Source organism: Pseudomonas sp. EL_65y_Pfl1_R83, from assembly GCF_963970695.1.
Classification (GTDB): Bacteria; Pseudomonadota; Gammaproteobacteria; order Pseudomonadales; family Pseudomonadaceae; genus Aquipseudomonas; species Aquipseudomonas tritici.
Window position 1 is genome coordinate 257,672 of the sequence record NZ_CAXAQI010000003.1, and the last position, 26,663, is coordinate 284,334.

The 26,663-nt window shown below is 60.3% G+C and carries 21 protein-coding genes and 2 pseudogenes; 17 read left to right on the top strand and 6 right to left on the bottom strand.

The features are described from left to right. Window positions 1-26: 26 nt before the first annotated feature. The 16 genes from mraZ to lpxC all read left to right on the top strand — a co-directional run bounded on the left by mraZ (window position 27) and on the right by lpxC (window position 17,910). The gene (gene mraZ, locus AACY08_RS05635; protein ID WP_003171868.1) at window positions 27-482 is read left to right on the top strand and encodes a division/cell wall cluster transcriptional repressor MraZ; all 456 of its coding nucleotides are present in this window, start codon (window positions 27-29) and stop codon (window positions 480-482) included. Next, window positions 479-1,426, top strand: coding sequence for a 16S rRNA (cytosine(1402)-N(4))-methyltransferase RsmH (gene rsmH, locus AACY08_RS05640; RefSeq protein WP_445261416.1), 948 nt, complete (start codon window positions 479-481; stop codon window positions 1,424-1,426). The genes mraZ and rsmH overlap by 4 nt, the downstream gene beginning before the upstream one ends. Continuing rightward, window positions 1,423-1,716: a cell division protein FtsL gene (ftsL, locus tag AACY08_RS05645; protein WP_339417576.1), complete on the top strand. Its 294-nt coding sequence runs from the start codon at window positions 1,423-1,425 to the stop codon at window positions 1,714-1,716. Before rsmH ends, ftsL begins: the two co-directional genes overlap by 4 nt. Beyond that, on the top strand, window positions 1,716-3,458 hold the full coding sequence (locus AACY08_RS05650) for a peptidoglycan D,D-transpeptidase FtsI family protein (RefSeq protein WP_339468674.1): 1,743 nt from the start codon (window positions 1,716-1,718) through the stop codon (window positions 3,456-3,458). Before ftsL ends, AACY08_RS05650 begins: the two co-directional genes overlap by 1 nt. Beyond that, window positions 3,458-4,921 carry a UDP-N-acetylmuramoyl-L-alanyl-D-glutamate--2,6-diaminopimelate ligase gene (locus tag AACY08_RS05655; RefSeq protein ID WP_339468515.1) on the top strand — a complete coding sequence of 488 codons (1,464 nt, stop codon included), beginning with the start codon at window positions 3,458-3,460 and terminating at the stop codon, window positions 4,919-4,921. Before AACY08_RS05650 ends, AACY08_RS05655 begins: the two co-directional genes overlap by 1 nt. Then, window positions 4,914-6,287, top strand: a complete 1,374-nt coding sequence (locus AACY08_RS05660) for a UDP-N-acetylmuramoyl-tripeptide--D-alanyl-D-alanine ligase (protein ID WP_339468517.1) — start codon at window positions 4,914-4,916, stop codon at window positions 6,285-6,287. The genes AACY08_RS05655 and AACY08_RS05660 overlap by 8 nt, the downstream gene beginning before the upstream one ends. Continuing rightward, complete coding sequence (gene mraY, locus AACY08_RS05665) at window positions 6,287-7,369, top strand: phospho-N-acetylmuramoyl-pentapeptide-transferase (protein ID WP_065875052.1); 1,083 nt, start codon at window positions 6,287-6,289, stop codon at window positions 7,367-7,369. Before AACY08_RS05660 ends, mraY begins: the two co-directional genes overlap by 1 nt. Before the next feature lie 6 nt (window positions 7,370-7,375). Then, entirely contained in the window at window positions 7,376-8,722 is a 1,347-nt protein-coding gene (gene murD / locus AACY08_RS05670; protein WP_339468518.1) for a UDP-N-acetylmuramoyl-L-alanine--D-glutamate ligase, read from the top strand. Next, a complete protein-coding gene (ftsW, locus tag AACY08_RS05675; RefSeq protein WP_339417582.1) occupies window positions 8,719-9,942 on the top strand; it encodes a putative lipid II flippase FtsW in 1,224 nt (407 codons plus the stop codon). Before murD ends, ftsW begins: the two co-directional genes overlap by 4 nt. After that, complete coding sequence (gene murG / locus AACY08_RS05680) at window positions 9,932-11,002, top strand: undecaprenyldiphospho-muramoylpentapeptide beta-N-acetylglucosaminyltransferase (RefSeq protein WP_339468519.1); 1,071 nt, start codon at window positions 9,932-9,934, stop codon at window positions 11,000-11,002. The genes ftsW and murG overlap by 11 nt, the downstream gene beginning before the upstream one ends. Continuing rightward, on the top strand, window positions 10,995-12,455 hold the full coding sequence (gene murC / locus AACY08_RS05685) for a UDP-N-acetylmuramate--L-alanine ligase (RefSeq protein ID WP_339468520.1): 1,461 nt from the start codon (window positions 10,995-10,997) through the stop codon (window positions 12,453-12,455). Before murG ends, murC begins: the two co-directional genes overlap by 8 nt. Further along, complete coding sequence (locus tag AACY08_RS05690; protein WP_339468521.1) at window positions 12,452-13,408, top strand: D-alanine--D-alanine ligase; 957 nt, start codon at window positions 12,452-12,454, stop codon at window positions 13,406-13,408. Before murC ends, AACY08_RS05690 begins: the two co-directional genes overlap by 4 nt. Before the next feature lie 3 nt (window positions 13,409-13,411). Further along, window positions 13,412-14,281: a cell division protein FtsQ/DivIB gene (locus AACY08_RS05695; RefSeq protein ID WP_339468522.1), complete on the top strand. Its 870-nt coding sequence runs from the start codon at window positions 13,412-13,414 to the stop codon at window positions 14,279-14,281. Window positions 14,282-14,296: 15 nt separating this feature from the next. After that, a complete protein-coding gene (ftsA, locus tag AACY08_RS05700; protein WP_339468524.1) occupies window positions 14,297-15,559 on the top strand; it encodes a cell division protein FtsA in 1,263 nt (420 codons plus the stop codon). Window positions 15,560-15,689: 130 nt separating this feature from the next. Beyond that, a complete protein-coding gene (ftsZ, locus tag AACY08_RS05705) occupies window positions 15,690-16,886 on the top strand; it encodes a cell division protein FtsZ (RefSeq protein ID WP_339468525.1) in 1,197 nt (398 codons plus the stop codon). Window positions 16,887-16,998: 112 nt separating this feature from the next. Next, entirely contained in the window at window positions 16,999-17,910 is a 912-nt protein-coding gene (gene lpxC / locus AACY08_RS05710; protein WP_003171886.1) for a UDP-3-O-acyl-N-acetylglucosamine deacetylase, read from the top strand. A gap of 194 nt (window positions 17,911-18,104) precedes the next feature. Here lpxC and AACY08_RS05715 read toward each other — a convergent pair whose 3' ends face one another. The 6 genes and pseudogenes from AACY08_RS05715 to AACY08_RS05740 form a co-directional block, all read right to left on the bottom strand. Next, on the bottom strand, window positions 18,105-19,607 hold the full coding sequence (locus AACY08_RS05715) for a GGDEF domain-containing protein (protein WP_339468526.1): 1,503 nt from the start codon (window positions 19,605-19,607) through the stop codon (window positions 18,105-18,107). Window positions 19,608-19,691: 84 nt separating this feature from the next. Next, window positions 19,692-21,014: an OprD family porin gene (locus AACY08_RS05720; RefSeq protein WP_339468528.1), complete on the bottom strand. Its 1,323-nt coding sequence runs from the start codon at window positions 21,012-21,014 to the stop codon at window positions 19,692-19,694. 312 nt (window positions 21,015-21,326) lie between these two features. Then, window positions 21,327-21,674, bottom strand: a pseudogene (locus AACY08_RS05725) (histidine kinase dimerization/phospho-acceptor domain-containing protein); the annotation flags it as partial. Then, window positions 21,674-21,763: pseudogene (locus AACY08_RS05730) on the bottom strand (DNA-binding response regulator); the annotation flags it as partial. The pseudogenes AACY08_RS05725 and AACY08_RS05730, both read right to left, overlap by 1 nt. Window positions 21,764-21,794: 31 nt before the next feature. After that, complete coding sequence (locus AACY08_RS05735) at window positions 21,795-24,893, bottom strand: multidrug efflux RND transporter permease subunit (RefSeq protein WP_339468529.1); 3,099 nt, start codon at window positions 24,891-24,893, stop codon at window positions 21,795-21,797. Then, on the bottom strand, window positions 24,890-26,056 hold the full coding sequence (locus tag AACY08_RS05740) for an efflux RND transporter periplasmic adaptor subunit (protein WP_339468531.1): 1,167 nt from the start codon (window positions 26,054-26,056) through the stop codon (window positions 24,890-24,892). Before AACY08_RS05740 ends, AACY08_RS05735 begins: the two co-directional genes overlap by 4 nt. Before the next feature lie 213 nt (window positions 26,057-26,269). Here AACY08_RS05740 and AACY08_RS05745 point away from each other — a divergent pair, with 213 nt between their 5' ends. Further along, complete coding sequence (locus AACY08_RS05745) at window positions 26,270-26,503, top strand: hypothetical protein (protein WP_339417613.1); 234 nt, start codon at window positions 26,270-26,272, stop codon at window positions 26,501-26,503. Window positions 26,504-26,663 lie beyond the last annotated feature (160 nt).

A 26,663-nucleotide genomic window follows, 5' to 3' on the forward strand; every position in this document is an offset into this window, starting at 1 on the left:
ACGCTAAAATTTGGAGAAACGCATCTGTGTTTCGCGGAGCTAATGCAATCAGTCTCGATGCAAAAGGCCGTCTCGCTATGCCGAGCCGGTATCGCGACGAGCTGATTTCGCGAAGTTCCGGGCAGTTAATCATCACCATCGATGCCGTTGACCCTTGTTTATGTGTTTACCCGCTCGATGAGTGGGAGTTGATTGAAACCAAACTGCGCGCCCTGCCTTCATTGCGTGAAGAAAACCGCCGCCTGCAGCGTTTGCTGATTGGTAATGCCGTCGACCTCGAACTCGATGGCAGCGGTCGCTTCCTGGTGCCTCCGCGTTTGCGCGAGTACGCCAAGCTGGATAAGCGCGCAATGCTGGTCGGCCAACTGAACAAGTTCCAATTGTGGGACGAAGATGCCTGGGATGCTGTTTCTGCAGCAGACCTGGCTGCTATTCAACAACCGGGCGCTATGCCTGATGAACTGCGTGATTTGATCCTGTGACTATTGATAGCGGCTTTAACCACATCACCGTACTGCTTGACGAAGCTGTTGAGGCTCTCGCCGTACGCGCGGATGGCTGCTATTTGGATGGCACTTTCGGCAGGGGTGGGCATAGCCGGTTGATCCTCAGCCAGCTTGGGTCGGACGGTAAACTCCTCGGGTTCGACAAAGACCCCCAAGCGATTGCCACCGGGCAAGCGCTAGCGGCCGAAGACGGCCGCTTTGTCGTTGTGCAGCGTAGCTTTGCCGAACTGGGCGCTGAAGTCGCCGAGCGCGGCATGGCGGGCAAGGTGGCCGGGGTTTTGCTCGACTTGGGCGTGTCTTCGCCACAGCTCGACGACCCGGAGCGCGGCTTCAGTTTCATGAATGACGGCCCGCTCGACATGCGCATGGACCCTACGCGTGGCGTCAGTGCTGCCCAGTTCATCGCCACCGCACCCGTGGAAGAAATCGCCCGTGTGTTCAAGGAATACGGTGAAGAACGCTTCGCCGGTCGCATGGCCCGTGCCGTGGTCGAGCGCCGCGAAATCCAGCCATTCGAGCGCACCGCTGATCTCGCCGAAGTGCTGAAAGTCGCCAACCCCGCGTGGGAAAAAGGCAAGAACCCGGCGACCCGTGCGTTCCAAGGCTTGCGTATTCACGTCAATAACGAATTGGGCGACCTGGAGGCCGGCCTCGAAGCTGCCCTCGAGGCGCTGGAAGTGGGCGGTCGACTTGTTGTGATCAGCTTCCACTCCCTGGAAGACCGTATCGTCAAACTGTTCATGCGTCGCCTGGTCAAGGGTGAGTCCGACAACCTGCCGCGCAACCTGCCGGTACGTTTCGACGCCTTTGTGCCGAAAATCAAAATCCATGGCAAACCGCAGTTCGCTTCCGAGGCCGAACTCAAGGCTAACCCACGTTCCCGCAGTGCCGTCATGCGCGTCGCGGAGAAGTTGCGGTGAGCAAGCTTTTTGCCAAGCCTCTTCCGGGCGGCAGCTTCTTCATGATGCTGTTGTACGTTGGCGTGCTGGTGTCCGCGATTGCGGTGTCCTACAGCGCGCACTACAACCGTCAATTGCTCAATACCCTGTACGGGGAATTGAGTGTGCGGGACAAGGCGCAAGCCGAGTGGGGCCGGCTCATCCTGGAGCAAAGCACCTGGACCGCCCATAGTCGCATCGAAGTGCTGGCCACCGAACAGTTGAAAATGCACATCCCCGGCGCGGCCGAAGTTCGCATGGTGACGCCATGATGAAGCTCGAAGGCGCACTCTACCCATGGCGCTTCCGCCTGGTGGTGGGGTTGCTGGCATTGATGGTGGGTGCGATCGCCTGGCGGATCATTGATCTGCAAGTGATCGACCGTGAGTTCCTGATCAGCCAGGGCGATGCACGCAGTCTGCGGCATATTCCGATTCCTGCGCACCGCGGCCTGATCACCGACCGTAATGGCGAGCCTTTGGCCGTCAGCACCCCGGTGACTACCCTGTGGGCAAACCCCAAGGAACTGCAGGTGGCCAAGGATCGTTGGCCAGCGCTTGCCGCTGCCCTCGGCCAAGACCCGAAAGCCTTGGCCGAGCGTCTGGAAGCGCAAGCCAACAAAGAATTCATCTACCTGGTTCGCGGCCTCACCCCCGAACAGGGCCAGCAAGTGCTCGATCTTAAAGTCCCCGGTGTCTACGGCATCGAGGAATTCCGTCGTTTCTACCCGGCGGGTGAAACCACCGCGCACATGGTCGGCTTTACCGACATCGATGACCACGGCCGAGAAGGTGTGGAGCTCGCCTACGATGAATGGCTCGCCGGAGTTCCCGGCAAGCGACAAGTCATCAAGGATCGGCGCGGGAGGTTGATCAAGGATGTCCAGGTCACCAAAAACGCCAAGGCCGGTAAGCCCTTGGCGTTGTCGATTGACCTGCGCCTGCAATACCTGGCCAACCGCGAGCTGCGTAACGCGATCATCGAGAACGGCGCCAAGGCCGGCAGCCTGGTGATCATGGACGTGAAGACCGGCGAGATTCTTGCCATGGTCAACCAGCCGACCTACAACCCCAACAACCGTCGCAACCTGCAACCGGCGATGATGCGCAACCGCGCGATGATCGACGTGTTCGAACCAGGTTCGACCATGAAAGCCATCTCGATGAGTGCCGCCTTGGAAACCGGACGCTGGAAACCCAGCGACAAGGTCGAGGTGTACCCAGGCACCTTGCAGCTGGGAAAATACACCATTCGCGACGTATCTCGCTCCGAAGGTCCTGTGCTGGATTTGACAGGTATCCTGATCAACTCCAGTAACGTGGGCATGAGTAAGGTCGCCTTCGATATCGGCGGCGAAACCATTTACCACCTGGCGCAGAAGCTCGGTTTGGGCCAACCCACCGGCCTGGATTTCCCTGGCGAACGTGTGGGCAACCTGCCTAACTATCGCGACTGGAAAAAGGCCGAGACCGCCACACTTTCCTACGGCTACGGCCTGTCGGTGACGGCGATCCAACTGGCCCATGCTTTCTCTGTATTGGCAAATAATGGCCGGATGGTTCCGCTGAGCCTGATCCACATCGACGAAGCGCCGAAAGCCACCCAGGTCATCCCGGAAAACGTCGCCAAGACCATCCAAGGCATGCTGCAACAAGTGATCGAAGCACCGCGCGGTGTATTCCGTGCCCAAGTGCCGGCGTATCACGTGGCCGGCAAGTCGGGTACCGCGCGCAAGACATCGGTCGGCACCAGGGGCTACGCCGAAAACTCCTACCGTTCGTTGTTCGCCGGCTTCGGTCCGATGAGCGACCCACGCTACGCCATCGTCGTCGTGATCGATGAGCCGAGCAAAGCGGGCTACTTCGGCGGCCTGGTATCGGCGCCGGTGTTCAGCAAAGTAATGTCCGGCACCCTGCGCCTGATGAACATCACGCCGGACAACCTGCCGCCGACTCAACAAGCGAACGCCGGACCACCGACCGCTGCTGTAAAAGCCAATGGAGGGCGCGGCTGATGTCTCTTAGCCTGAACAAGATTTTTGCCCACGCTGGTCGCGATTTGTTGATTCGCGAGTTGAGCCTGGACAGTCGTAGTGTGCGTGCCGGTGACCTGTTCCTGGCCGTGCCTGGCGGTAAATTCGATGGCCGCGCGCATATCGCAGACGCGTTGCAGCGTGGTGCAGCCGCCGTGGCTTACGAAGTGGAAGGCGCTACCGTGCTGCCGATCACTGACGTGCCATTGATTCCGGTCAAAGGCCTGGCTGCGCAATTGTCCGACATTGCCGGCCGCTTCTATGGCGACCCGAGCCGCCAGCTCAATCTGGTCGGCGTGACCGGTACCAACGGAAAGACCAGCGTGACCCAATTGGTCGCCCAGGCCCTTGACCTGCTCGGCCAGCATTGCGGCATTGTTGGCACCTTGGGCACCGGTTTCTACGGCGCGCTGCACAGCGGCCTGCACACCACGCCAAACCCGATCGCTGTGCAAGCGACCCTGGCCGACCTGAAAAAGGCCGGTGCCAAGGCGGTTGCGATGGAAGTGTCGTCCCATGGCCTGGACCAGGGGCGCGTCACCGCGCTGGCGTTTGATGTGGCGGTGATGACCAACCTGTCCCGTGATCACTTGGACTACCACGGCACCATGGAAGCCTACGCGGCAGCCAAGGCCAAGCTGTTTGCCTGGAATGACCTCAAGTGCCGGGTCGTGAACCTGGACGACGCGTTCGGTCGCCAACTGGCAGCCGAAGACCGTGAATCGCGCCTGATCAGCTACAGCCTGGAAGACTCCCGCGCTTACCTGTATTGCCGCGAAGCCCAATTCAATGACGAAGGCGTGCGCGCCACCTTGGTTACACCGCAAGGCGAACACCATTTACGCAGCACCTTGCTCGGTCGCTTCAACCTGAGCAACGTACTCGCCGCTATCGGCGCGTTGCTCGGCCTGGACTACGCCCTGGACGAAATCCTGCGCGTACTGCCCAAGCTGGAGGGGCCGGCCGGTCGCATGCAGCGCCTGGGTGGCGGCACGCAGCCGTTGGTGGTGGTCGATTACGCCCACACGCCAGACGCTTTGGAAAAAGTACTGATGGCCCTGCGTCCGCACGCCAAGGGCAAATTGCTATGCCTGTTTGGTTGCGGCGGCGATCGCGATCGCGGCAAACGCCCGCTGATGGCCGACATTGTCGAACGCCTGGCTGATGGCGTGCTCGTCACCGACGACAACCCACGCAGCGAAGACCCGAGCCAGATTTTTGACGACATTCGTGTTGGCTTCAAAGAGGCGTCCAAGGCCACGTTCGTTGCCGGTCGCGGCGCCGCTATCGCCCAACTGATCGCCAGCGCCAGCGCTGACGACGTGGTCGTGCTGGCCGGCAAAGGTCACGAGGACTACCAGGAAATCAACGGCGAGCGGCATGCCTTCTCCGATCTGCTCGAGGCTGAGCATGCCTTGACGGCCTGGGAGGTCGCTCATGCTTAAAGCGATGACGTTCAGCGAACTTGCCCAGGCGCTGTCGGCCCGTGTGTTGTCGGGCGATTGCAGTTTCGACGGCGTCAGTATCGACAGCCGCGCCATCACGCCGGGGCAACTGTTTGTTGCCCTGACCGGTCCGCGTTTCGACGGTCATGACTACCTGAATGACGTCGCCGCCAAAGGCGCCGTCGGCGCGTTGGTGCAGTACGAAGTCGCCGATTCCACCTTGCCGCAATTGCTGGTCGCCGATACCCGTCTGGCCTTGGGCCAGCTGGGCGCGTTGAACCGCGCCGCCTTTGTTGATAAGCCGGTTGCAGCCATCACCGGCTCCAGCGGTAAGACCACGGTCAAGGAACTGCTTGCCGGTGTGCTGCGCACGCGCGGGCCGGTCCTTGCCACACGTGGCAACCTGAACAATGACTTCGGCGCTCCGCTGACCCTGCTTGAACTCGCCCCGGAACACACCGCGGCTGTGATCGAACTGGGCGCTTCGCGCGTCGGTGAAATTGCCTACACCGTGACCTTGACCAAGCCTCACGTGGCAATCATCAACAATGCCGGTACCGCCCATGTCGGCGAGTTCGGTGGCCCGGAAAAAATCGTCCAAGCCAAAGGTGAAATCCTTGAGGGCCTGGATGCGTCGGGCACTGCTGTTCTGAATCTTGACGACAAGGCTTTCGAAACCTGGCGGGTACGCGCTGCCGGGCGCAAGGTCCTGACGTTTGCCGTGCTGAATGCAGCGGCCGATTTCCATGCCTCCAACATCACGGTCGATGCGCGTGGATGCCCGTCCTTTACCTTGCACACTCCGCAAGGCAGTGAGCACGTGCAGTTGAACCTGCTGGGCAACCACAACGTCGCCAACGCCTTGGCCGCCGCCGCTGCTGCTTACGCCTTGGGCGTATCGTTGTTCGGTATCGCCACCGGGTTGGGCGCGGTGCAGCCGGTCAAGGGCCGCACTGTGGCGCAGTTGGCCACCAACGGCATGCGCGTGATTGATGACACGTACAACGCCAACCAGTCGTCGGTCTGCGCCGCCATTGACCTGCTCAAAGGCTTTGACGGTCGCAAGGTACTGGTGCTGGGTGATATCGCCGAACTAGGCGAGTGGGCCGAACAGTCGCACCGAGAAGTCGGTGCGTATGCCGCAGGCAACGTTGACGCGCTCTACGCCGTCGGCCCGAACATGGCTCACGCGGTAAACAGCTTTGGTTCCGGCGCGCGGCATTTCGCGACCCAGGCCGAGCTGATCCAGGCGCTGACGGCGGCTGAACAAGACAAACACACAACCATTTTGATCAAGGGATCGCGCAGCGCGGTGATGGAAAACGTCGTCGCGGCCTTGTGTGGCTCAAGTACGGAGAAACATTAATGCTGCTGCTGCTGGCTGAGTATCTGCAACAGTTCCACAAAGGCTTCGCGGTCTTTCAGTACCTGACCCTGCGCGGGATCCTGGGTGTGCTGACCGCGCTGTCTCTGTCGCTGTTTTTGGGGCCGTGGATGATCCGCACCCTGCAGAACCTGCAAATTGGTCAATCGGTTCGCAATGACGGCCCGCAGTCGCACCTGTCCAAATCCGGCACGCCGACCATGGGCGGCGCGCTGATCCTCTCGTCCATCGGCATCAGCACCTTGCTGTGGGCTGACCTGCACAACCGTTATGTCTGGACGGTGCTGCTGGTGACCTTGTTGTTCGGCGCCATCGGCTGGGTGGATGACTACCGCAAGGTGATCGAGAAAAACTCCAAGGGGCTGCCAAGCCGCTGGAAGTATTTCTGGCAATCGGTGTTCGGCCTGGGCGCAGCGATTTTCCTGTTCATGACGGCGCCGAGCGCAGTCGAGACCACTTTGATCATCCCAATGCTCAAGGACGCCAGCATTCCACTGGGCATCGGCTTTGTGGTGCTGACCTATTTCGTGATCGTTGGCTCAAGCAACGCGGTCAACCTGACTGACGGCCTCGACGGCCTGGCGATCATGCCGACGGTGATGGTCGGCGGTGCGCTCGGCATCTTCTGCTACCTGTCGGGTAACGTGAAATTCGCTGAATACCTGCTGATCCCTTACGTACCAGGCGCGGGTGAGTTGATCGTGTTCTGCGGCGCGCTGATCGGTGCTGGCCTGGGGTTCCTGTGGTTCAACACCTACCCGGCACAAGTCTTCATGGGCGACGTCGGCGCACTGGCACTGGGCGCGGCCCTGGGCACCATCGCGGTGATCGTTCGCCAGGAAATCGTGTTGTTCATCATGGGCGGTGTGTTCGTGATGGAAACCCTGTCGGTGGTCATCCAGGTGGCCTCCTTCAAATTGACCGGGCGTCGTGTGTTCCGCATGGCGCCGATTCACCACCACTTTGAACTCAAGGGCTGGCCCGAGCCGCGCGTGATTGTCCGTTTCTGGATCATCACCGTGATTCTGGTCCTGGTCGGCCTTGCCACCCTGAAACTGAGGTAGAAACGAGTGTCCCTGATCGCTTCAGACCACTTCCGCATCGTTGTCGGCCTCGGCAAGAGCGGCATGTCCCTGGTTCGCTTCCTGGCGAACCGGGGCACGTCGTTTGCCGTGGCGGACACGCGGGAAAATCCACCGGAGCTGGTCACGCTGCGCCGTGACTACCCGCACGTGGAAGTGCGTTGTGGCGAGTTGGATGTCGAGTTTCTGTGCCGTGCCGACGAGCTCTACGTGAGCCCCGGCCTGGCAATCGCGACACCGGCCCTGCAAGCCGCAGCAGCGCGGGGCGTCAAGCTGTCCGGCGACATTGATCTGTTCGCACGTAACGCGAAGGCACCGATCATCGCCATCAGCGGCTCGAACGCGAAAAGCACCGTGACCACTCTGGTTGGCGAGATGGCCGCGGCGGCCGGCAAGCGCGTGGCCGTGGGCGGCAACCTCGGCACGCCGGCGCTGGACCTGCTGAGCGACGACGTCGAGCTTTACGTGATGGAGTTGTCGAGCTTCCAGCTGGAAACGACTCACGACCTCGGTGCTGAAGTCGCCACCGTATTGAACGTCAGCGAAGATCACATGGACCGCTATAGCGGCCTGCCTGCGTACCATCTGGCCAAGCACCGGATCTTCCGTGGCGCCAGGCAAGTGGTGGTCAATCGCCAAGATGCATTGAGCCGCCCGCTGATGGGCGAGGGCCTGCCGTGCTGGACCTTCGGCCTCGGCAAGCCGGATTTCAAAACCTTCGGCATTCGCGAAGAGAACGGCGAGAAATACCTGGCCTTCGAATTCCAGAACTTGATGCCGGTGCGCGAGCTGAAAATCCGTGGCGCACATAACCAGTCCAACGCCCTGGCGGCCTTGGCGCTCGGCCATGCCGTGGGCCTGCCGTTCGACGCTATGTTATCGGCCCTGCGCACCTTCGGCGGTCTTGAGCATCGCTGCCAGTGGGTCCGCGACCTGGATGGCGTGAGCTATTACAACGATTCCAAGGCCACCAACGTCGGTGCGGCGCTGGCTGCCATCGAGGGCCTTGGTGCCGATATCGAAGGCAAGCTGGTGCTGATCGCTGGCGGTGACGGCAAAGGTGCCGACTTCAAGGACCTTAAAGGTCCGGTCGCTGCACATTGCCGTGCCGTGGTGCTGATGGGGCGCGATGCTGACTTGATCGCTGCTGCGTTGGGCGAAGGCGTGCAACACATACGCGCCACGTCCCTGGACGACGCCATCGCCCAGTGCAAAGCCCTTGCCCAGCCGGGCGATGCGGTGCTGCTGTCGCCGGCATGCGCCAGTTTCGACATGTTCAAGAACTACGAAGAGCGCGGCCAGCTGTTCGCCCGCGCCGTGGAGGCCTTGGCATGAGTATCGACTTCAGAAACATCATCAAGCCGTACCCGTCGCCGATTATTACCGGGCGCGGTATCGACCTGGATTTCCCAATGCTCGCCGGTTGCCTGGCCCTGCTTGGCCTGGGCCTGGTGATGATCACGTCGGCGTCCTCCGAGGTGGCCGCCGTGCAGTCGGGCAACACCCTGTACATGATGATCCGTCACTTGGTGTACCTGGTGATCGGCCTCGGTGCCTGCGTCGTAACCATGATGATCCCGATCGCTACCTGGCAACGCCTGGGTTGGCTGATGCTGATCGGAGCGTTTGGCTTGCTGGTCATGGTGATCCTGCCCGGCATCGGCCGCGAGGTGAACGGTTCGATGCGCTGGATCGGTTTCGGTGCGTTCAACGTGCAGCCGTCCGAAATCGCCAAGGTATTCGTGGTGATCTACCTCGCCGGCTATCTGGTGCGGCGCCAGAAAGAGGTGCGCGAAAGCTGGATGGGTTTCTTCAAGCCATTCATCGTGCTGCTGCCTATGGCCGGCCTGTTGCTGATGGAGCCCGACTTCGGTGCCACCGTCGTCATGATGGGCGCGGCGGCGGCGATGCTATTCCTCGGTGGCGTCGGGCTCGTACGCTTCGCCTTGATGGTCGTGCTGGCGGTGGTCGCGGTCTACCTTCTGGTCCTGGCGCAACCCTATCGGATGGCCCGCCTGATTACCTTTACCGACCCATGGTCCGATCAGTTTGGCGCGGGTTACCAGTTGACCCAGGCGCTGATCGCCTTTGGCCGCGGCGGGTGGTTTGGCGTGGGGTTGGGGAACAGTGTGCAGAAACAGTTTTACCTGCCGGAAGCCCACACCGACTTCGTGTTCTCGGTACTGGCGGAAGAGCTTGGTGTCGTGGGTTCGCTGTGCACTGTTGCGCTGTTTGTATTTGTCTGTGTGCGCGCCATGTACATAGGCCTGTGGGCAGAGAAAGCCAAGCAGTACTTTGCCGCCTACGTTGCGTATGGGTTGGCTTTCCTATGGATCGGCCAATTCCTGATTAACGTCGGGGTAAATATCGGGCGGCTGCCGACCAAGGGCCTGACCCTGCCGTTCCTCAGCTACGGCGGCAGTTCGTTGGTGATTTGCTGCATCTGTCTGGGCTTGTTGTTGCGTATCGAGTGGGAGAGTCGAACCCACTTGGGCAGTGAGGAGATGGAGTTCAGCGAAAGTGACTTCGCCGAGGAGCCGACCCATGGGCGCTAACGTGCTGATCATGGCGGGCGGCACCGGGGGCCACGTGTTCCCGGCCCTGGCCTGCGCGCGCGAATTCCAGAACCGTGGCTACACCGTGCACTGGTTGGGAACACCGCGTGGCATTGAAAACGAATTGGTACCCAATGCCGGCTTGCCCCTGCACCTGATCAACGTCACCGGCCTGCGTGGCAAAGGCAAATTGTCCTTGCTCAAGGCGCCGTTTGTGTTGCTCAAGGCGGTATGGCAAGCGCGCAAGGTCATTCGCGAATTGAAACCGGTGTGCGTGCTCGGCTTTGGCGGTTACGTGACCGGCCCGGGTGGCGTCGCCGCCAAGCTTGCCGGCGTGCCGGTGATCGTGCACGAACAGAACGCCGTCGCCGGTACTGCCAACCGCCTGCTGGTGCCCTTGGCTGCACGGGTGTGTGAAGCGTTCCCGAATACGTTTGCAGCATCGGACAAGCGTCGCACCACCGGCAACCCGGTGCGCACTGAACTGTTTATGGACATCGCTCGCGAAGCATTGGGCGGGCGCAAGGCGCACCTGCTGATCCTGGGTGGAAGCCTCGGCGCCGAGCCGCTGAACAAACTGCTGCCGGAAGCCGTGGCGCAACTCCCTGTGGAAGTGCGCCCGGAGGTCTTCCATCAGGCCGGCAAGCATCACGATGAAGTCACCGCGACGCGCTACCGCGAAGCCGGTGTAGAGGCGAACGTACAGCCCTTCATCAAAGACATGGCCCAAGCCTATGGCTGGGCCGACCTGGTGGTTTGTCGCGCTGGTGCGCTGACCGTCAGTGAACTGGCCGCCGCCGGTCTGCCGTCCTTGCTGGTGCCTCTGCCCCACGCGATTGACGATCACCAGACCCGCAACGCCGAATATTTGGCCGGGGAGGGCGCTGCCTTCCTGCTGCCGCAAAGAACGACTGGCGCCGCCGATTTGGCCGCACGCCTGACCGAGGTTTTGATGCAACCGGAACGACTCAATAACATGGCGAGCACCGCAAGCCGCCTGGCCAAACCTGACGCAACCCGCACCGTGGTCGATATCTGCCTGGAGGTGGCCCATGGTTGAGAATCAGAAAGCCATGCCGCAACCGGAAATGCGCCGCATCCGTCGCATCCACTTCGTCGGTATCGGCGGCGTGGGTATGTGCGGTATCGCCGAAGTACTGCTGAACCTGGGCTACCAGGTGTCCGGCTCTGACTTGAAAGAGTCGCCGGTCACCGAGCGCCTGAAAACCTTTGGCGCGCAGATCTTCATCGGCCACCGTTCCGAGAACGCCGCCGAAGCCGACGTGCTGGTAGTGTCCAGCGCTGTGAACACCTCCAACCCGGAGGTGGCCACGGCCCTTGAGCGCCGTATTCCCGTGGTGCCACGCGCCGAGATGCTCGCCGAGCTGATGCGCTATCGCCACGGCATTGCCGTTGCGGGTACCCATGGCAAAACCACCACGACCAGCCTGATCGCCTCGGTGTTCGCGGCCGGTGGCCTGGACCCAACGTTCGTGATCGGCGGCCGCCTGAATGCAGCCGGCACCAATGCCCAGCTCGGCACCAGCCGTTACTTGATCGCCGAAGCCGATGAAAGTGATGCGAGCTTCCTGCACCTGCAGCCGATGGTCGCCGTCGTCACCAACATCGACGAAGACCACATGGCGACGTACGACGGCGACTTCAACAAGTTGAAGAAAACCTTCGTCGAGTTCCTGCACAACCTGCCGTTCTACGGTCTGGCGGTGGTGTGCCTGGATGATCCGGTGGTGCGTGAAATCCTCCCATCGGTCAAGCGCCCAACCGTGACCTACGGCTTCAGCGAAGACGCCGACGTGCGCGCGATCAATGTGCGCCAGGAAGGCATGCAGACCTATTTCACCGTGCTGCGCCCGGACCGTGAACCGCTGGATGTCTCGGTGAACATGCCGGGCAACCACAACGTCTTGAACTCGCTCGCGACTATCTGCATTGCGAGCGACGAGGGCGTCAGCGATGAAGCCATCGTCGAAGGTCTGTCGCGCTTTGCCGGCGTGGGCCGTCGCTTCCAGGTCTACGGCCAACTGCCGGTAGAAGGCGGCGACGTGATGCTGGTGGACGACTATGGTCACCACCCCACCGAAGTGGCCGCCGTGATCAAGGCCGTGCGTGGTGGCTGGCCGGAGCGCCGCCTGGTGATGGTCTACCAGCCGCACCGTTACAGCCGTACCCGGGATTTGTACGACGATTTCGTCAATGTATTGGCCGATGCCAACGTGCTGTTGTTGATGGAAGTCTACCCGGCCGGTGAAGAACCGATCCCGGGTGCCGACAGCCGCAAGCTGTGTAACAGCATCCGTCAGCGTGGCCAGTTGGACCCGATCTACATCGAGCGCGGTGTGGACCTGGCCCCTATCGTCAAGCCACTGCTGCGTGCCGGCGACATTCTGCTGTGCCAGGGGGCCGGTGACATTGGCGGCCTTGCCCCGAAACTGTTGGCGAGCCCATTGTTTGTAAAAGAAGTGTTTGCGGCCGCGAAGGGGGGGGCGAAATGACCACTGACTACGCCTCCCTGTTCTCCACTATCACGCCTACCGACTTCGGTCGCGTGGCGGTGTTGTTCGGCGGCAAAAGCGCTGAACGCGACGTGTCGCTCAAGTCCGGCAACGCCGTGCTTGAAGCCCTGCAAAGCGCTGGTGTGAACGCGTTTGGTATCGACGTAGGCGACGACTTCCTCGCCCGCCTGCAGGCCGAGAAAATTGACCGCGCCTTCATCATCCTGCACGGCCGTGGCGGTGAAGACGGCAGTATGCAAGGCCTGCTGGAGTGCGCTGGCATTCCTTATACCGGCAGCGGCATCCTCGCGTCGGCATTGGCCATGGATAAGCTGCGCACCAAGCAGGTGTGGCACAGCCTGGGCATTCCGACCCCGCGTCACAGCGTGCTGTGCAGCGAAGACGATTGTATTTCTGCAGCCAAGGAACTGGGCCTGCCTTTGATCGTCAAACCAGCCCATGAAGGCTCCAGTATCGGCATGGCCAAAGTGAACTCGGCCGCCGAATTGATCGACGCATGGAAAGCGGCAAGCACCTACGATTCGCAAGTATTGGTTGAACAGTGGATCCAGGGTCCCGAGTACACCATCGCCACCCTGCGTGGCCAGGTATTGCCGCCCATCGCATTGGGCACGCCCCACACCTTTTACGACTACGACGCCAAGTACGTGGCTTCCGATACCCAGTACCGGATCCCGTGCGGCCTTGATGCAACCAAAGAACAGGAATTGATGGACCTCACGGCGAGAGCCTGTGAGGCACTGGGTATCGCCGGTTGGGCGCGGGCAGACGTGATGCAGGATGACCAAGGGAATTTCTGGTTCCTTGAAGTCAACACCGCTCCGGGCATGACCGATCACAGCCTGGTGCCCATGGCCGCTCGCGCAGCCGGTCTGGATTTTCAGCAGTTGGTGCTGGCGATCCTCGCGGCAAGCATTGAGCCCAGAGGCTAAGACATGAAAGGCGCATCGCTTCGTCATCAGCCCCCACAAGCACCGAACCGCAAGCCGGTGCCTCGGGGTGCCAGCCGAATGGTGGCTAAAGAGCCGATGTCGGCGCGCCTGCCGAAAGCCAATTTTGGTTTCCTCAAGGCGCTGTTCTGGCCGGTGCTGCTGGTGGTGTTGGGTTTTGGCACTTACGAGGGCGCACAGCGTCTACTGCCGTACGCCGACCGGCCGATCACCAAGATCAGTGTGCAGGGCGACTTGAGCTACATCAGCCAGCAAGCGGTACAGCAGCGTATTGGCCCGTACCTGGCGGCGAGCTTCTTTACCATCGACCTGGCCGGAATGCGCGCGGAGCTGGAACAGATGCCGTGGATCGCCCACGCCGAAGTCCGCCGTGTATGGCCGGACCAGGTAACGATCCGCCTGGAAGAACAACTGCCCGTGGCCCGTTGGGGTGATGAAGCACTGTTGAACAACCAGGGCCAGGCGTTCACCCCGCGAGAGCTGGCCAACTACGAGCACCTGCCGCAGTTGTTCGGGCCGCAGCGGGCGCAGCAGCAAGTGATGCAGCAGTACCAGGCCTTGAGCCAGATGCTGCGGCCACTGGGCTTCTCCATTGCACGCCTGGAACTGCGTGAACGGGGCAGCTGGTTTTTGACGACCGGGGCTGGCAGTTCCGGCCCGGGCATCCAGTTGTTGCTGGGACGCGACCACTTGGTGGAAAAGATGCGCCGCTTCATTGCCATCTATGACAAGACCTTGAAAGAACAGATTACGAACATTGCGAGCGTCGACCTGCGTTACGCCAACGGCCTTGCCGTCGGCTGGCGTGAACCGGCTGCGCCCACGGCAGCGCAACCCGCTGTCGCGAAGAATTAAGAAGAGGCAGGACCCATGGCAAACGTGCAAAGCGGCAAAATGATCGTCGGTCTCGATATCGGCACCTCCAAAGTGGTGGCGCTGGTGGGCGAGGTCGGGGAAGACGGCACGATCGAAATCGTCGGTATTGGCACGCATCCGTCCCGTGGCCTGAAGAAGGGCGTGGTGGTGAACATCGAGTCCACCGTGCAATCGATCCAGCGCGCTATCGAAGAAGCGCAGCTGATGGCCGGTTGCCGGATCCATTCGGCGTTTGTCGGCGTGGCGGGCAACCATATCCGCAGCCTGAACTCCCACGGCATCGTGGCGATCCGCGACCGCGAAGTCAGCTCGGCTGACCTTGAGCGTGTACTCGACGCTGCCCAGGCCGTGGCGATTCCGGCTGACCAGCGTGTGCTGCACACCCTGCCGCAGGACTACGTGATCGATAACCAGGAAGGCGTTCGTGAGCCTCTGGGCATGTCGGGCGTGCGCCTGGAAGCCAAGGTCCACGTGGTGACCTGCGCCGTCAACGCTGCACAAAACATTGAGAAATGCGTGCGCCGCTGTGGCCTGGAAATCGACGACATCATTCTCGAGCAACTGGCCTCGGCCTACTCGGTACTGACCGACGATGAAAAAGAACTGGGCGTATGCCTGGTCGACATCGGCGGCGGCACCACCGACATCGCGATCTTCACCGAGGGTGCGATCCGTCACACCGCCGTGATCCCGATTGCCGGCGACCAGGTGACCAACGACATCGCCATGGCGCTGCGTACACCGACCCAGTACGCCGAAGAAATCAAGATCCGCTACGCCTGCGCCCTGGCCAAGCTGGCCGGTGCCGGCGAGACCATCAAAGTGCCAAGCGTGGGCGACCGTCCACCGCGCGAATTGTCGCGTCAGGCCCTGGCCGAAGTGGTCGAGCCGCGCTACGACGAGCTGTTCACCCTGATCCAGGCTGAACTGCGTCGCAGCGGCTACGAAGATTTGATCCCGGCCGGCATCGTGCTGACCGGTGGTACCTCGAAGATGGAAGGCGCGGTCGAACTGGCCGAGGAAATCTTCCACATGCCCGTCCGCCTGGGCTTGCCCCATGGCGTCAAAGGCCTGGGCGACGTGGTACGCAACCCGATTTATTCCACCGGTGTGGGCTTGCTGTTGTACGGGCTGCAAAAGCAGGCCGACGGCATTTCCTTGTCGGGCCCGAGCAACCGTGACAGTTACCGCGGCGACGACGAGGCGAAAGCGCCGTTGTTCGAGCGTTTGCAGGCATGGGTCAAGGGCAACTTCTAAAGAAGTAGCTTCAAGCGGCAAGTTACAAGCTTCAAGTAACACGCTTCAAGCTTGCAGCTAATAGCTTGCAACTTGTAGCTGATGTAAAGCAGTAGGCGAAAAAACTAGAGAAAATGAAAGGAGAGGGAACATGTTCGAACTCGTAGACAACATCCCCGCTAGCCCGGTCATCAAAGTGATCGGTGTCGGCGGTGGCGGCGGTAACGCTGTGAACCATATGGTCAAGAGCAACATTGAAGGCGTTGAATTCATCTGCGCCAACACTGATGCCCAGGCGCTGAAAAGCATCGGCGCGCGGACCATCCTGCAATTGGGCACAGCCGTGACCAAAGGCCTCGGCGCTGGCGCCAATCCGGAAGTCGGCCGTCAAGCCGCGCTGGAAGACCGTGAGCGTATTGCTGAAGTGCTGCAAGGCACCAACATGGTGTTCATCACCACCGGCATGGGCGGCGGTACCGGTACCGGTGCTGCGCCGATCATTGCCGAAGTGGCCAAGGAAATGGGCATTCTGACGGTGGCTGTCGTCACCCGTCCGTTCCCGTTCGAAGGTCGCAAGCGCATGCAGATCGCCGACGAAGGCATCCGTCTGCTGTCTGAAAGCGTCGACTCGTTGATCACCATTCCCAACGAGAAGCTGCTGACCATCCTGGGCAAGGACGCAAGCCTGCTGTCCGCGTTCGCCAAGGCTGACGATGTACTGGCCGGTGCCGTTCGCGGTATCTCCGACATCATCAAGCGCCCAGGCATGATCAACGTCGACTTTGCCGACGTACGCACTGTCATGAGCGAAATGGGCATGGCGATGATGGGCACTGGCTGCGCCAGCGGTCCGAACCGTGCACGTGAAGCGACTGAGGCGGCCATCCGCAACCCGTTGCTCGAAGACGTGAACCTGCAAGGCGCACGCGGCATTCTGGTGAACATCACCGCCGGTCCTGACCTGTCCCTGGGTGAGTACTCCGACGTGGGTAGCATCATCGAAGCCTTCGCTTCCGAGCACGCGATGGTCAAAGTCGGTACCGTTATCGATCCAGACATGCGTGATGAATTGCACGTGACCGTGGTTGCGACCGGCCTGGGCGCTAAAATCGAGAAGCCTGTAAAGGTGATCGACAATACCGTTCATACCAGCCACAACAGCCAAGCGGCTGCTGCTCCAGCGCCTTCGCGCCAGGAACTGCCGTCGGTGAACTACCGTGATCTGGACCGTCCGACCGTGATGCGCAACCAGGCTCAGGCCGGTGCTGCTGCGTCCCGTAGCCCGAATCCGCAAGATGATCTGGACTATCTGGACATCCCGGCATTTTTGCGTCGTCAGGCCGATTGATGGAATGTATCAGGGCTATGAAGGTGATTGGTGTTCAGCAAAGGTCTGGTCTGCTATTATCGCCAGCCTTTGTTGATACCAGTTCGCAATTTGCGCTCAAGCGGTCCAAGCCATGATTAAACAACGCACCCTGAAGAATATTATCCGTGCCACAGGTGTAGGTCTGCACTCCGGGGAGAAGGTATACCTGACCCTCAAACCTGCACCTGTCGACACCGGCATCGTGTTTGTTCGTGCCGACCTGGACCCTGTGGTGCAGATTCCTGCTCGCGCGGAAAACGTTGGCGAAACCACGATGTCGACCACATTGGTCAACGGTGACGTCAAAGTGGACACGGTGGAGCACTTGCTCTCGGCCATGGCTGGCCTGGGCATCGATAACGCCTACGTCGAGCTCTCCGCGTCCGAAGTCCCGATCATGGATGGCAGCGCTGGACCCTTCGTATTCTTGATTCAATCTGCCGGCCTGGAAGAACAGGACGCAGCCAAGAAGTTCATTCGCATTCTGCGGGAAGTGACAGTAGAAGACGGCGACAAGCGCGCCACCTTCGTCCCGTTCGAAGGCTTTAAAGTGAGCTTTGAGATCGATTTCGATCACCCGGTATTCCGTGACCGCACACAAAGTGCAAGCGTGGATTTTTCCAGCACTTCGTTCGTAAAAGAAGTCAGCCGCGCCCGTACCTTTGGTTTCATGAGTGACATCGAGTACCTGCGCAAGCACAACCTCGCACTCGGCGGCAGCGTTGAAAACGCCATTGTGGTCGACGCGGATGGTGTACTGAACGAAGACGGCCTTCGCTACGAAGACGAATTTGTGAAGCACAAGATCCTCGATGCAATCGGTGACCTCTACCTGCTGGGCAATAGCCTGATAGGCGAGTTCAAAGGCTTCAAGTCGGGCCATGCCCTTAACAACCAGCTGCTGCGCAAGTTGATTGAGCAGACAGATGCTTGGGAAGTTGTGACCTTCGAAGATGCCAGCACCGCACCGATCTCTTACATGCGTCCCGTCGCGGCGGTGTAAGTAACAACTCTCTTTCTTTAGTTTTGAAAGGCTGCCTTTGGGTGGCCTTTTTTTATGTGCGCTGTTTCTGAGAGCAAAGCAACTCGAATGTGGGGCTGTCGAGCCCCAGCGGGGCTGCGGTGGGATCACCTCAGTGTGCCTGCAGTAATGAGTCGTCTGCATCCCAGGCGAGCCAGCTCCCACATTGACCGGGCTCACACATCCCGCAGGGATGCAGCATCCACAATTCTATTGCGCCCACTGTGCTTGGCCTCATACAGCGCCCGATCCGCACTCAACAACAACGCCTCCAGCGACATGTGACTGCGCTTGTCCCAAGTGCTCACGCCGATACTCACGGTAATCGGCCGCTCATCCCCTGCCACCCGTGGCAAATGCTCGATGCTGCTGCGGATGTGCTCGGCAATCACCCTGGCGCCCTTGGCATCGGTATGCGGCAGCACCACTGCAAACTCTTCTCCACCATAGCGCGCGGCCAGGTCGCCAGGGCGACGGATGTTGCTGACGATCACTTGGGCCACGGTGCGCAACGCTTCGTCCCCACCGTGATGGCCGTGGCGGTCGTTGAAGGCTTTGAAGTGGTCTACGTCAATCATCAGCACCGTCAGTGGCTCGGCCGAGCGCTGGGCGCGCTCCCATTCCAGGCGCAGGCGTTCGTCGAGGATACGGCGGTTGGCCAGGCCGGTCAGGGCATCGGTGGCTGCCAGTTCTGACAGTACACGTTCAGCGCGATAACGGCGCCGCAGTTCCCGGCGCAGCATCCAGGTCAGCCATAACACGCCAATACAAAGGATGCCGGTGGCCCCACTGGTGAGCAGCGCGGCGCGCTTCCATGGCGCGAGCACGTCTTGGCTGGACAGCGCCACCACCACGATCAGCGGCAATGCCCCGACATTAGTGAACGTATACAGGCGCTCCTTGCCGTTGATGGTCGAGATGGCCTGAAAACTCCCGCTGCCTTCATCGAGCATGCGTTTGAAGTTCGGACGATCGCTCAGGTCCTTGTCAATCATGTCGCGCTCCAGCAGTGGTTGCTGGGCTAACAGAATGCCGCGGTTGTTGAGCAGGTTGACCGAGCTGCCGTTGCCGATCGTCAGGCGACTGAACAGTTGGTCGAAATAAGCCAGGCGCATGGTCGCTACCGCTACGCCGGCAAACTCGCCATTGGGGCCGGATACGCGCCGGCTGAATGCAATGCGCCACACTTGATCGCAGTGACAGTGGATGCGGAATGGACGACTGATGGACAACCCCGTTTGCTCAGCGTTTTTGTGTGCCAGGAAATAGTCACGGTTGGCGAAATTACGCGGTGTCGGCGTGAGTGTCGATGAGTCTGCGATCACTGAACCATTGGCATCCAACAGCAGGACCTCGCCTTTGAAAGGCGCGGCGATGGATTGATCAAACTGCACCAGGTGCTGAATGACCGCCGATGCCTGGGACAAGTCCTGACGCTGCCTGGCAGTGATCAATCCCTGCAAGGCAAAGTCATAGAGTTCGACGTTACGCAACACGTCGGCGTTGATCAGTTGTGTGATGTTGCTCGTCGAGCGTTGAGCGGCCTGCAAGGTGCTGGCGTGTTCACGAATCAACAGCGCCGCGACAATGATCACAATCAAGGTCACGGTGAAACCGCTGCCCAGAATCAGTAACAGCTCCGGGCGCGCAGGCAGGGTACGAGTGCGGCGTTGGCTCATCGCGCAGGCTTCAGCAGGGAAAATACTGGCAGTTTAGCTCTACCCGATGAAAATCAAATAATCGCCGCGAAAGAAATGAGAGTGTCAGAACACGTTGATCGGATAGTCGACGATCACCCGATATTCATCCACATCCCGATCCACCGCTGAGTAACCGTTGCTGCCCCGGTTGACCGCCCATTGCAGGCGCAATGCCAAGTCCTTGGCCTTGCCGCCCTGTACCACGTATTTCACATCGATATCCCGTTCCCAATGCTTGGCGTTCTTACCGTCAGCGCTGTACCAGGCGCTGTAGCCACGGCTTTGCGGATCGACTTTGGTCAGGTCGGTCTTGCCGCTGATATAGGACACGGCCGTGCTCAGGCCGGGTAGGCCCAGGCCGCCGAAGTCATAGGCGTACTTGAGCTTCCACGAGCGTTCGTTGGGGCCGTTGAAGTCGGAGTATTGCTGGGAGTTGTCCAGGTACACACTATCGCCCTGGGCAATGTAGTCGAACGGCATGTTGCCATTGACTCGCTGGTAGGCGGCGGTGACGCTGTGATGACCCGCGTTCACGGTGAAATGCAGGCTGTAAGTATTGTTATCAATATCTCCCAGCAGCGACTGCCCGGTGTCCTGAGTGTGATAGTAGTGCAGGCCGGGGTTGAGACTGATCATCTCGTTCACCACGTAGGTGTAATCCAGGTCGTAGTAGTACTGGTTCCACACGTCCTTGAGTTCTGAGGCGTAGAGGTTGCTGGTCAGCTCATCGATGCCGCTGAACGACATGCCTGCCCAGTTCATGTGCTGGCTGTCCGCGTTGTTCGGCAGAGCGCCGTAGCTGGTGCCGATGCGCCGGTGGCCGCTCTGGTTATAAAGCTTGGTGAAGCTGGCCTGGCCACCTTCGAACATCCAGCCATCCAGGCTGTGGTTGGCCAGGCTCACACCGCGGAAGGTCTGTGGCAGCATGCGCGTCATGCCGCCGGCGATCACCGGGTTATTCAGAAACAGGTCGCCGGCTTTCAGCTCGGTATCGAACGCACGCATTTTCAAGGTGCCACCGGCTGTGGAAAACGAGCCGGGTGCCTTGCCGTTGCCGCTGCCGTAGGGAAGGATGCTGGAGCCATCAGTGCCGCCACCGCCGTCGAGCTTGAGGCCAAGCATGGCCTGAGCGTCCAGGCCTAAGCCGACAGTGCCCTGGGTGTAGCCGGATTCAAAAGTGCCAATGAAACCCTGGCCCCATTCTTTGCTGTCATCGGTGTGGATGTCGCGCCGGTCGCGGTTCATGTAGTAATTGCGGGCGTTTAGCGTGAGGCTGGAACCTTCGACAAAGCCATCGGCAGGGGGAGTGTCTGCCGCATGGGCGAGAGGGGTAATCGTTGCTGAAATCGCGAGGAATAACGGGGTGAACGTCAGCGAGTTCTTCACCGGTGGAGCTCCTTTGGTCAATCTGGAACGGCCAATGTCGTGGGGGTGTGCCTGGCCTTTTTTACGGCAAAAAAAAGCCGCTGAAGTCAGCGGCTTTAAGACAGATTCCCAGTATAGAGCCCTGGAAATAAGTCGAGGGAAATTCGGGTAAGCGCAAGCTGCCTTTGCCGTCGCGCTCATCGATGCGTCAAATTAACGCAGGTGAGCGGTACGATACAGAGTGTAACAAGATAATGACTGTTGCCCAAACTGCAACAGTCGGGCTGCCTGATCTCTCTCTCTGATGTACATCGAACAAACTGTGGGAGCGGGCTACACGGGAAGGGTGATGCCGAAGGTATTGCCACCGTGCTTGCTGCGCACAAACACATCGCCGCCGTGCATCAGCGCAATCGCCTTGACGATGGCCAGGCCCAGTCCATGATTCGCGCCGCTGTTGCTGCGTGACGCATCCACCCGATAAAAGCTTTCGATCAGCTTGGTGGCCTTGCTGCTCTGGTCTGCGCTGGCGAGGAAGAGCATGTCATTGATGATCGAGCGCAGGCGCTCCAGCTCTTCGAGGTTGGATTGCAGTACCTCGAAATAATGCTCGGCCGAACGCCCTCGGGTCAGCGCCACCTGGGTCTGGCCGATAAGATTGGTCAGTGGCGAACGCAGCTCGCGGCATCGACGGTGTAGCGCTGTTCTGTCAGGCCGCGGTGCAGGTAGTCCGCGGTTTTTTCTTCTTCTTCAATAATCAGGACGCGCATGAGCCTTTTGCTCTAGGGCGGGGCCCCAGCCTCAATGTGTGGTCGCCAACGCAGGTGTTGGTTTGGGCCTGTGAAAAAACTTCGCAAGGTACAAGTATATGACCGGCGTGGTGAACAGCGTCAGCGCCTGGCTGACCAGCAGCCCGCCGACCACCGAGATGCCCAGCGGCTGGCGCAGCTCCGCACCGGCGCCATAGCCGAGCATCAGCGGCAGGGCGCCGAGCAGCGCGGCCAAGGACGTCATGATGATCGGTCGGAACCGTGTGATGCAGGCTTCGAAGATCGCATCCTGCGGTGACAACCCACGCGTGCGCTGGGCGTCCAGCGCGAAGTCGATCAGCAGGATACCGTTCTTCTTGACGATGCCGATCAACAGCACCAGGCCGATCAGCGCCATGATCGAGAAATCCTGGCCCAACAGCCACAGCATGACCAGCGCACCCAGGCCTGCCGAGGGCAACGTCGAGATGATCGTCAGCGGGTGCACGAAGCTCTCATACAGCACGCCGAGAATGATATAGACCGCCACCAATGCCGCAAGGATCAGCCACGGCTGGCTGGCCAGCGAACTCTGAAAGGCCTGCGCCGCACCCTGGAAATTGCCGATGATCGAAGCCGGCATGCCGATCTCGTTTTTAGCCTGGTTGAGCAGAATCACCGCATCACCCAACGCAATACCGGGCGCCAGGTTGAACGACAGGTTGGCGGCCGGGAACATGCCGTGGTGGCTGATGGAAAGCGGCCCAACAGTGGGCGCTTCGACGCGCGCCAATGCCGACAGCGGCACCATTTCATTGGTCAGCGGCGAACGCAGGTAGAAGTAATTCAGGCTTTCGGCCTTGCCGCGCTGTTGGGTGTCCAATTCCAGTACCACTTGGTATTGGTTGATTTCGGTCTGGAACTCATTGACCTGGCGTTGGCCGAAGGCGTCATACAGCGCCTGATCGACGTCGGTGGCGGTGAGCCCGAACCGTGCGGCAGCGCGGCGATCGATCGTGATGTGGGTGATGCTGCCGCCCAGTTGCAGGTCATTGGATATGTCGCGGAACGCCGGAATGGAACGCAGTTTTTCGGTCAGGCGTTGGGTCCAGGTATTCAGCGTCGCGCCGTCGCTACTTTTGAGCACGTACTGATATTGACTACGACTTGGGCCGGAGCTGAGGTTGATGTCCTGGCCCGCGCGCAGGTACAACACGATGCCAGGCACCTTGGCCAGCTTGGGTCGGATGCGGTCGATGAATTGGCTGGCGGACACATCCCGATCACCTCGGGGTACGAGGGAAATCCAGAAGCGCCCGTTGGCGATGGTCTGGTTGCTACCGGTTACACCGACGGAGTGGGAGAACGCTCGCACAGCCGGATCATTCTTCATGATTTGCGCCAGCGCCTTGTGCTTGGCGACTATGTCCGGGTAAGACACCTCCGCCGCCGCCTCGCTGGTGCCGAGGATAAAACCGGTGTCCTGCACCGGAAAGAAACCCTTGGGGATAAACACATACCCGGCCACGGCCAGCGCCAGGGTCAGCATGAAGATGCCAGCCATGGTGCGCTGGTGGGCCAGGGCGCGGCGCAAGGTTCTTTCGTAGGCTGCCAGCAGTCTTTCACCAAAGCCGGGTTTGTCATGCGCGCGGTGGTTCGGTGCATTCATGAACAATGCCGCCAGGGTCGGCGCCAGCGTCAGGGACACCACGACGGAAATCAGGACGGTCGACGTGGCAGTCAAGGCAAACTCCTTGAACAGCCTGCCGACTACGCCGCCCATGAACAGCAGCGGAATAAAGGCGGCCACCAGGGACACACTGATAGACACCACGGTAAAGCCAATTTCACTGGCCCCCTTGATCGCCGCCTCGCGCTTGTCCATACCGGTCTCAAGATGGCGATGGATGTTCTCCACCACCACAATCGCATCGTCCACCACAAAGCCTACGGCCACCACGATGGCTACGAGGGTCAGGTTGTTCAGGCTGAAGCCCAGCACGTACATCAGTGCAAAACTCGCGATCAACGATACGCCCAGCACGCTGGAGACAATCATGGTTGCCGACCATTGGCGCAGGAAAATCGCCATCACCCCGACCACCAGCAATACGGCGATCAACAAGGTCATTTCCACTTCGTGCAGCGAGGCACGGATGGTGGTGGTACGGTCCATCAGCACGCTGACCTGCACCGATGCCGGCAGCATGGCCTCCAGCCGTGGTAATTCGGCCTGGATGCGCTCCACGGTCTCGACGATGTTGGCGCCGGGCTGGCGGGTAATTACCAGGTTAACGCCAGGCGTGTCGACGGCCCACGCCTGAACGTAGGCGTTTTCCGATCCGCTGACGACTTTGGCGACGTCGCGCAGTTGAACAGGGGCGCCATCCTTGTAGGAGACGATCAAGTCGCCGTATTCATCTGGGTGAAATAGCTGATCGTTGGTTGCCAGGGTCGAGACGCTGTTTTTGCCGTATAGCGCCCCTTTGGCCAGGTTGAGGCTGGATCGCTGGATCGCCAGGCGGATGTCGGCCAAGGTCAGGCCGATGGCGGCGAGCTTATCGGGAGAAGCCTGCACGCGAATCGCCGGGCGCTGCTGGCCGGTGATGTTGATCTGGCCTACGCCGTCGAGCTGGCTGATCTGGCGTGCCAACAAGGTTTCGACCAAATCACTCAGTTCAGTGCCGGGCATGTCGTGGGAGCTGACACTGACGATCAGAATCGGACTGTCCGCCGGGTTTACCTTGCGCCAGGTCGGCAGACTCGGCATATCGCTCGGCAGTTTGCCGGCAGCGGTATTGATAGCTGCCTGCACTTCCTGCGCAGCCGTATCGATGCTTTTATCGAGGGTGAATTGCAGGGTCAGCAGAGTGGAGCCCAAGGCACTGCTGGAGGTCATCTGAGTCATGCCAGGGATTGCGCTGAACTGCACTTCCAGCGGGGTCGCAATCGACGATGCCATGGTGTCGGGGCTGGCGCCTGGTAACTGTGCGGTCACCTGAATGGTGGGAAACTCAGCCTGTGGCAGTGGGGCGATGGGTAATTTTGGAAAGGCAATCAGCCCGAGCAGCACCAGGGCGAAGGTGAGCAGCAGGGTGGCGACCGGGCGGTCGATGCACCAGGCGGAAATCGAGCCCCGGGATGTCGTCATGGCTGCACCTTGACGTCAGCGGTCTGGATCACTTGGGGTGGTTCTTTGAGAACCTCTATCTTGGCGCCCGCCTTGAGCCGCGACTGACCATCGCTGACCAGCACATCGCCCGCCTGGATGCCCTTGAGAATGTTGCGTTCACTGTCCTGATACACCACTTGCACCGGCACGATTTCAACCTTGTCACCGTTGACGCGGTACACAAAGTGCGAGTCCAGGCCGCGCTGCACCACGCTTGGCGGAACCGCCAGGGCGTTGCGGTCGAGGGCGGTCTGGAGCTTGATCGTCACCAGTTGGCCCGGCCAGAGTTTCTGTGTGCTGTTGCTGAATTCGGCCTTGGCGCGGAGGGTGCCGGTGGTACTGCTGATCTGGTTGTCGATCAGGCTCAGGCGGCCCTGGCCCAGCAGGTCGGCGTTGTCGCCTTCGGTATCGGCACCCAGGTAGGCATCCACGCGGGCGGGATAAGCGGCTGCGATCAGGCCCTGCAACGTCGGTAACATCTGCTGTGGCAGGGAGAATTCGATGCCAATCGGGTCGATCTGTGTGACCGAGAACAGCCCTTGGGCATCGCTCATGCGCAGGAAGTTGCCTTCATCCACACTACGGATACCGACGCGGCCGGTGACGGGCGAGCGAATCTGTGTGTAAGACAGTTGCACCTGGGCCGCGTCGATGGCGGCCTGATTACCCTGTAACGTGGCTTTCAGCTGGTTGACAAGCGCTTGTTGCTGGTCGTAGGTCTGCTTGGAGATACCATCATCAATGCTCAGCTCCTTGTAGCGCTTGAGGTTGACCTGCGCCACGTGCAGTTGTGCCTGGCTTTCGCCCCGTTGTGCCTTGGCCTGGTCGAGGCTGGCACGGATCGAGCGGTCATCGATGCTCGCCAGCAGATCACCAGCCTTGACCAGTTGCCCCTCCTTGACCAGCAATCGAGTGAGGATGCCGTCGATTTGCGGGCGAATGATCACGCTGTGCAACGACAGCACCGAGCCGATTCCGGTCACGTAGCGCGGCAAGTCCTGCTCCACCACCTTCACGACCCTTACCGGCACGGCGGTGGAGGCAACCAGTTTGGGCTTGCCAGGTCGGGTCAGCGCCCAGGCCGCGACAGCCAGAATTGCGAGGACTCCCACGGTCAATACAGTTTTTCTTTTAATGTGCATGCTGTAAGGCGCCAAGGCAGGGGTTGAGGTAGGTGGGAGTATTTATAGCCTGCTGACCCAGTCAGTAAAGTGACCGCTATCTGACAGCTGCGTCAGTTAACTCCTGACCATTCGTACGACGTTGGTCAAAGATCTGAGTCGCACAGGTATACTTCCTATCTATGTGGCCCTTCACCTGGGGCTACATCATTTTCTGCATGCCCCGGAGCTTTCATGAAATCCCCGACACCCCCCTCTGTTGAAGCGGCCGAACTCGTCGATTCGGCCAACGCCGACGGCGTTGAAAAAGCCGAGATCCCGGCGTTCAAGTTTCCCTTCAAACCGGGTGAACTGGGCGGCAGCAAAAGTGACGCCCAGCCCTGGTACAAAAACGGTGCCAAGAACGGCCACACCAAGACCCCTGGCATGGCGCCGCCGGGTACTCGTCGTTCGATGGGTAAACGTTAGGAATAATCTGCAACACGCATTGCAGGATGCTACCTACAGCGCCCGCTGAAATTTCCGCTTGTAGGCCCGCGATCGTTTCTTGAAAGCTTGCACCGCTTCTGTTCTGCCTCGACTTTTTACCGAGGCTGAACAGACGGCGCTCTTTCCGGAAAAGGATGTT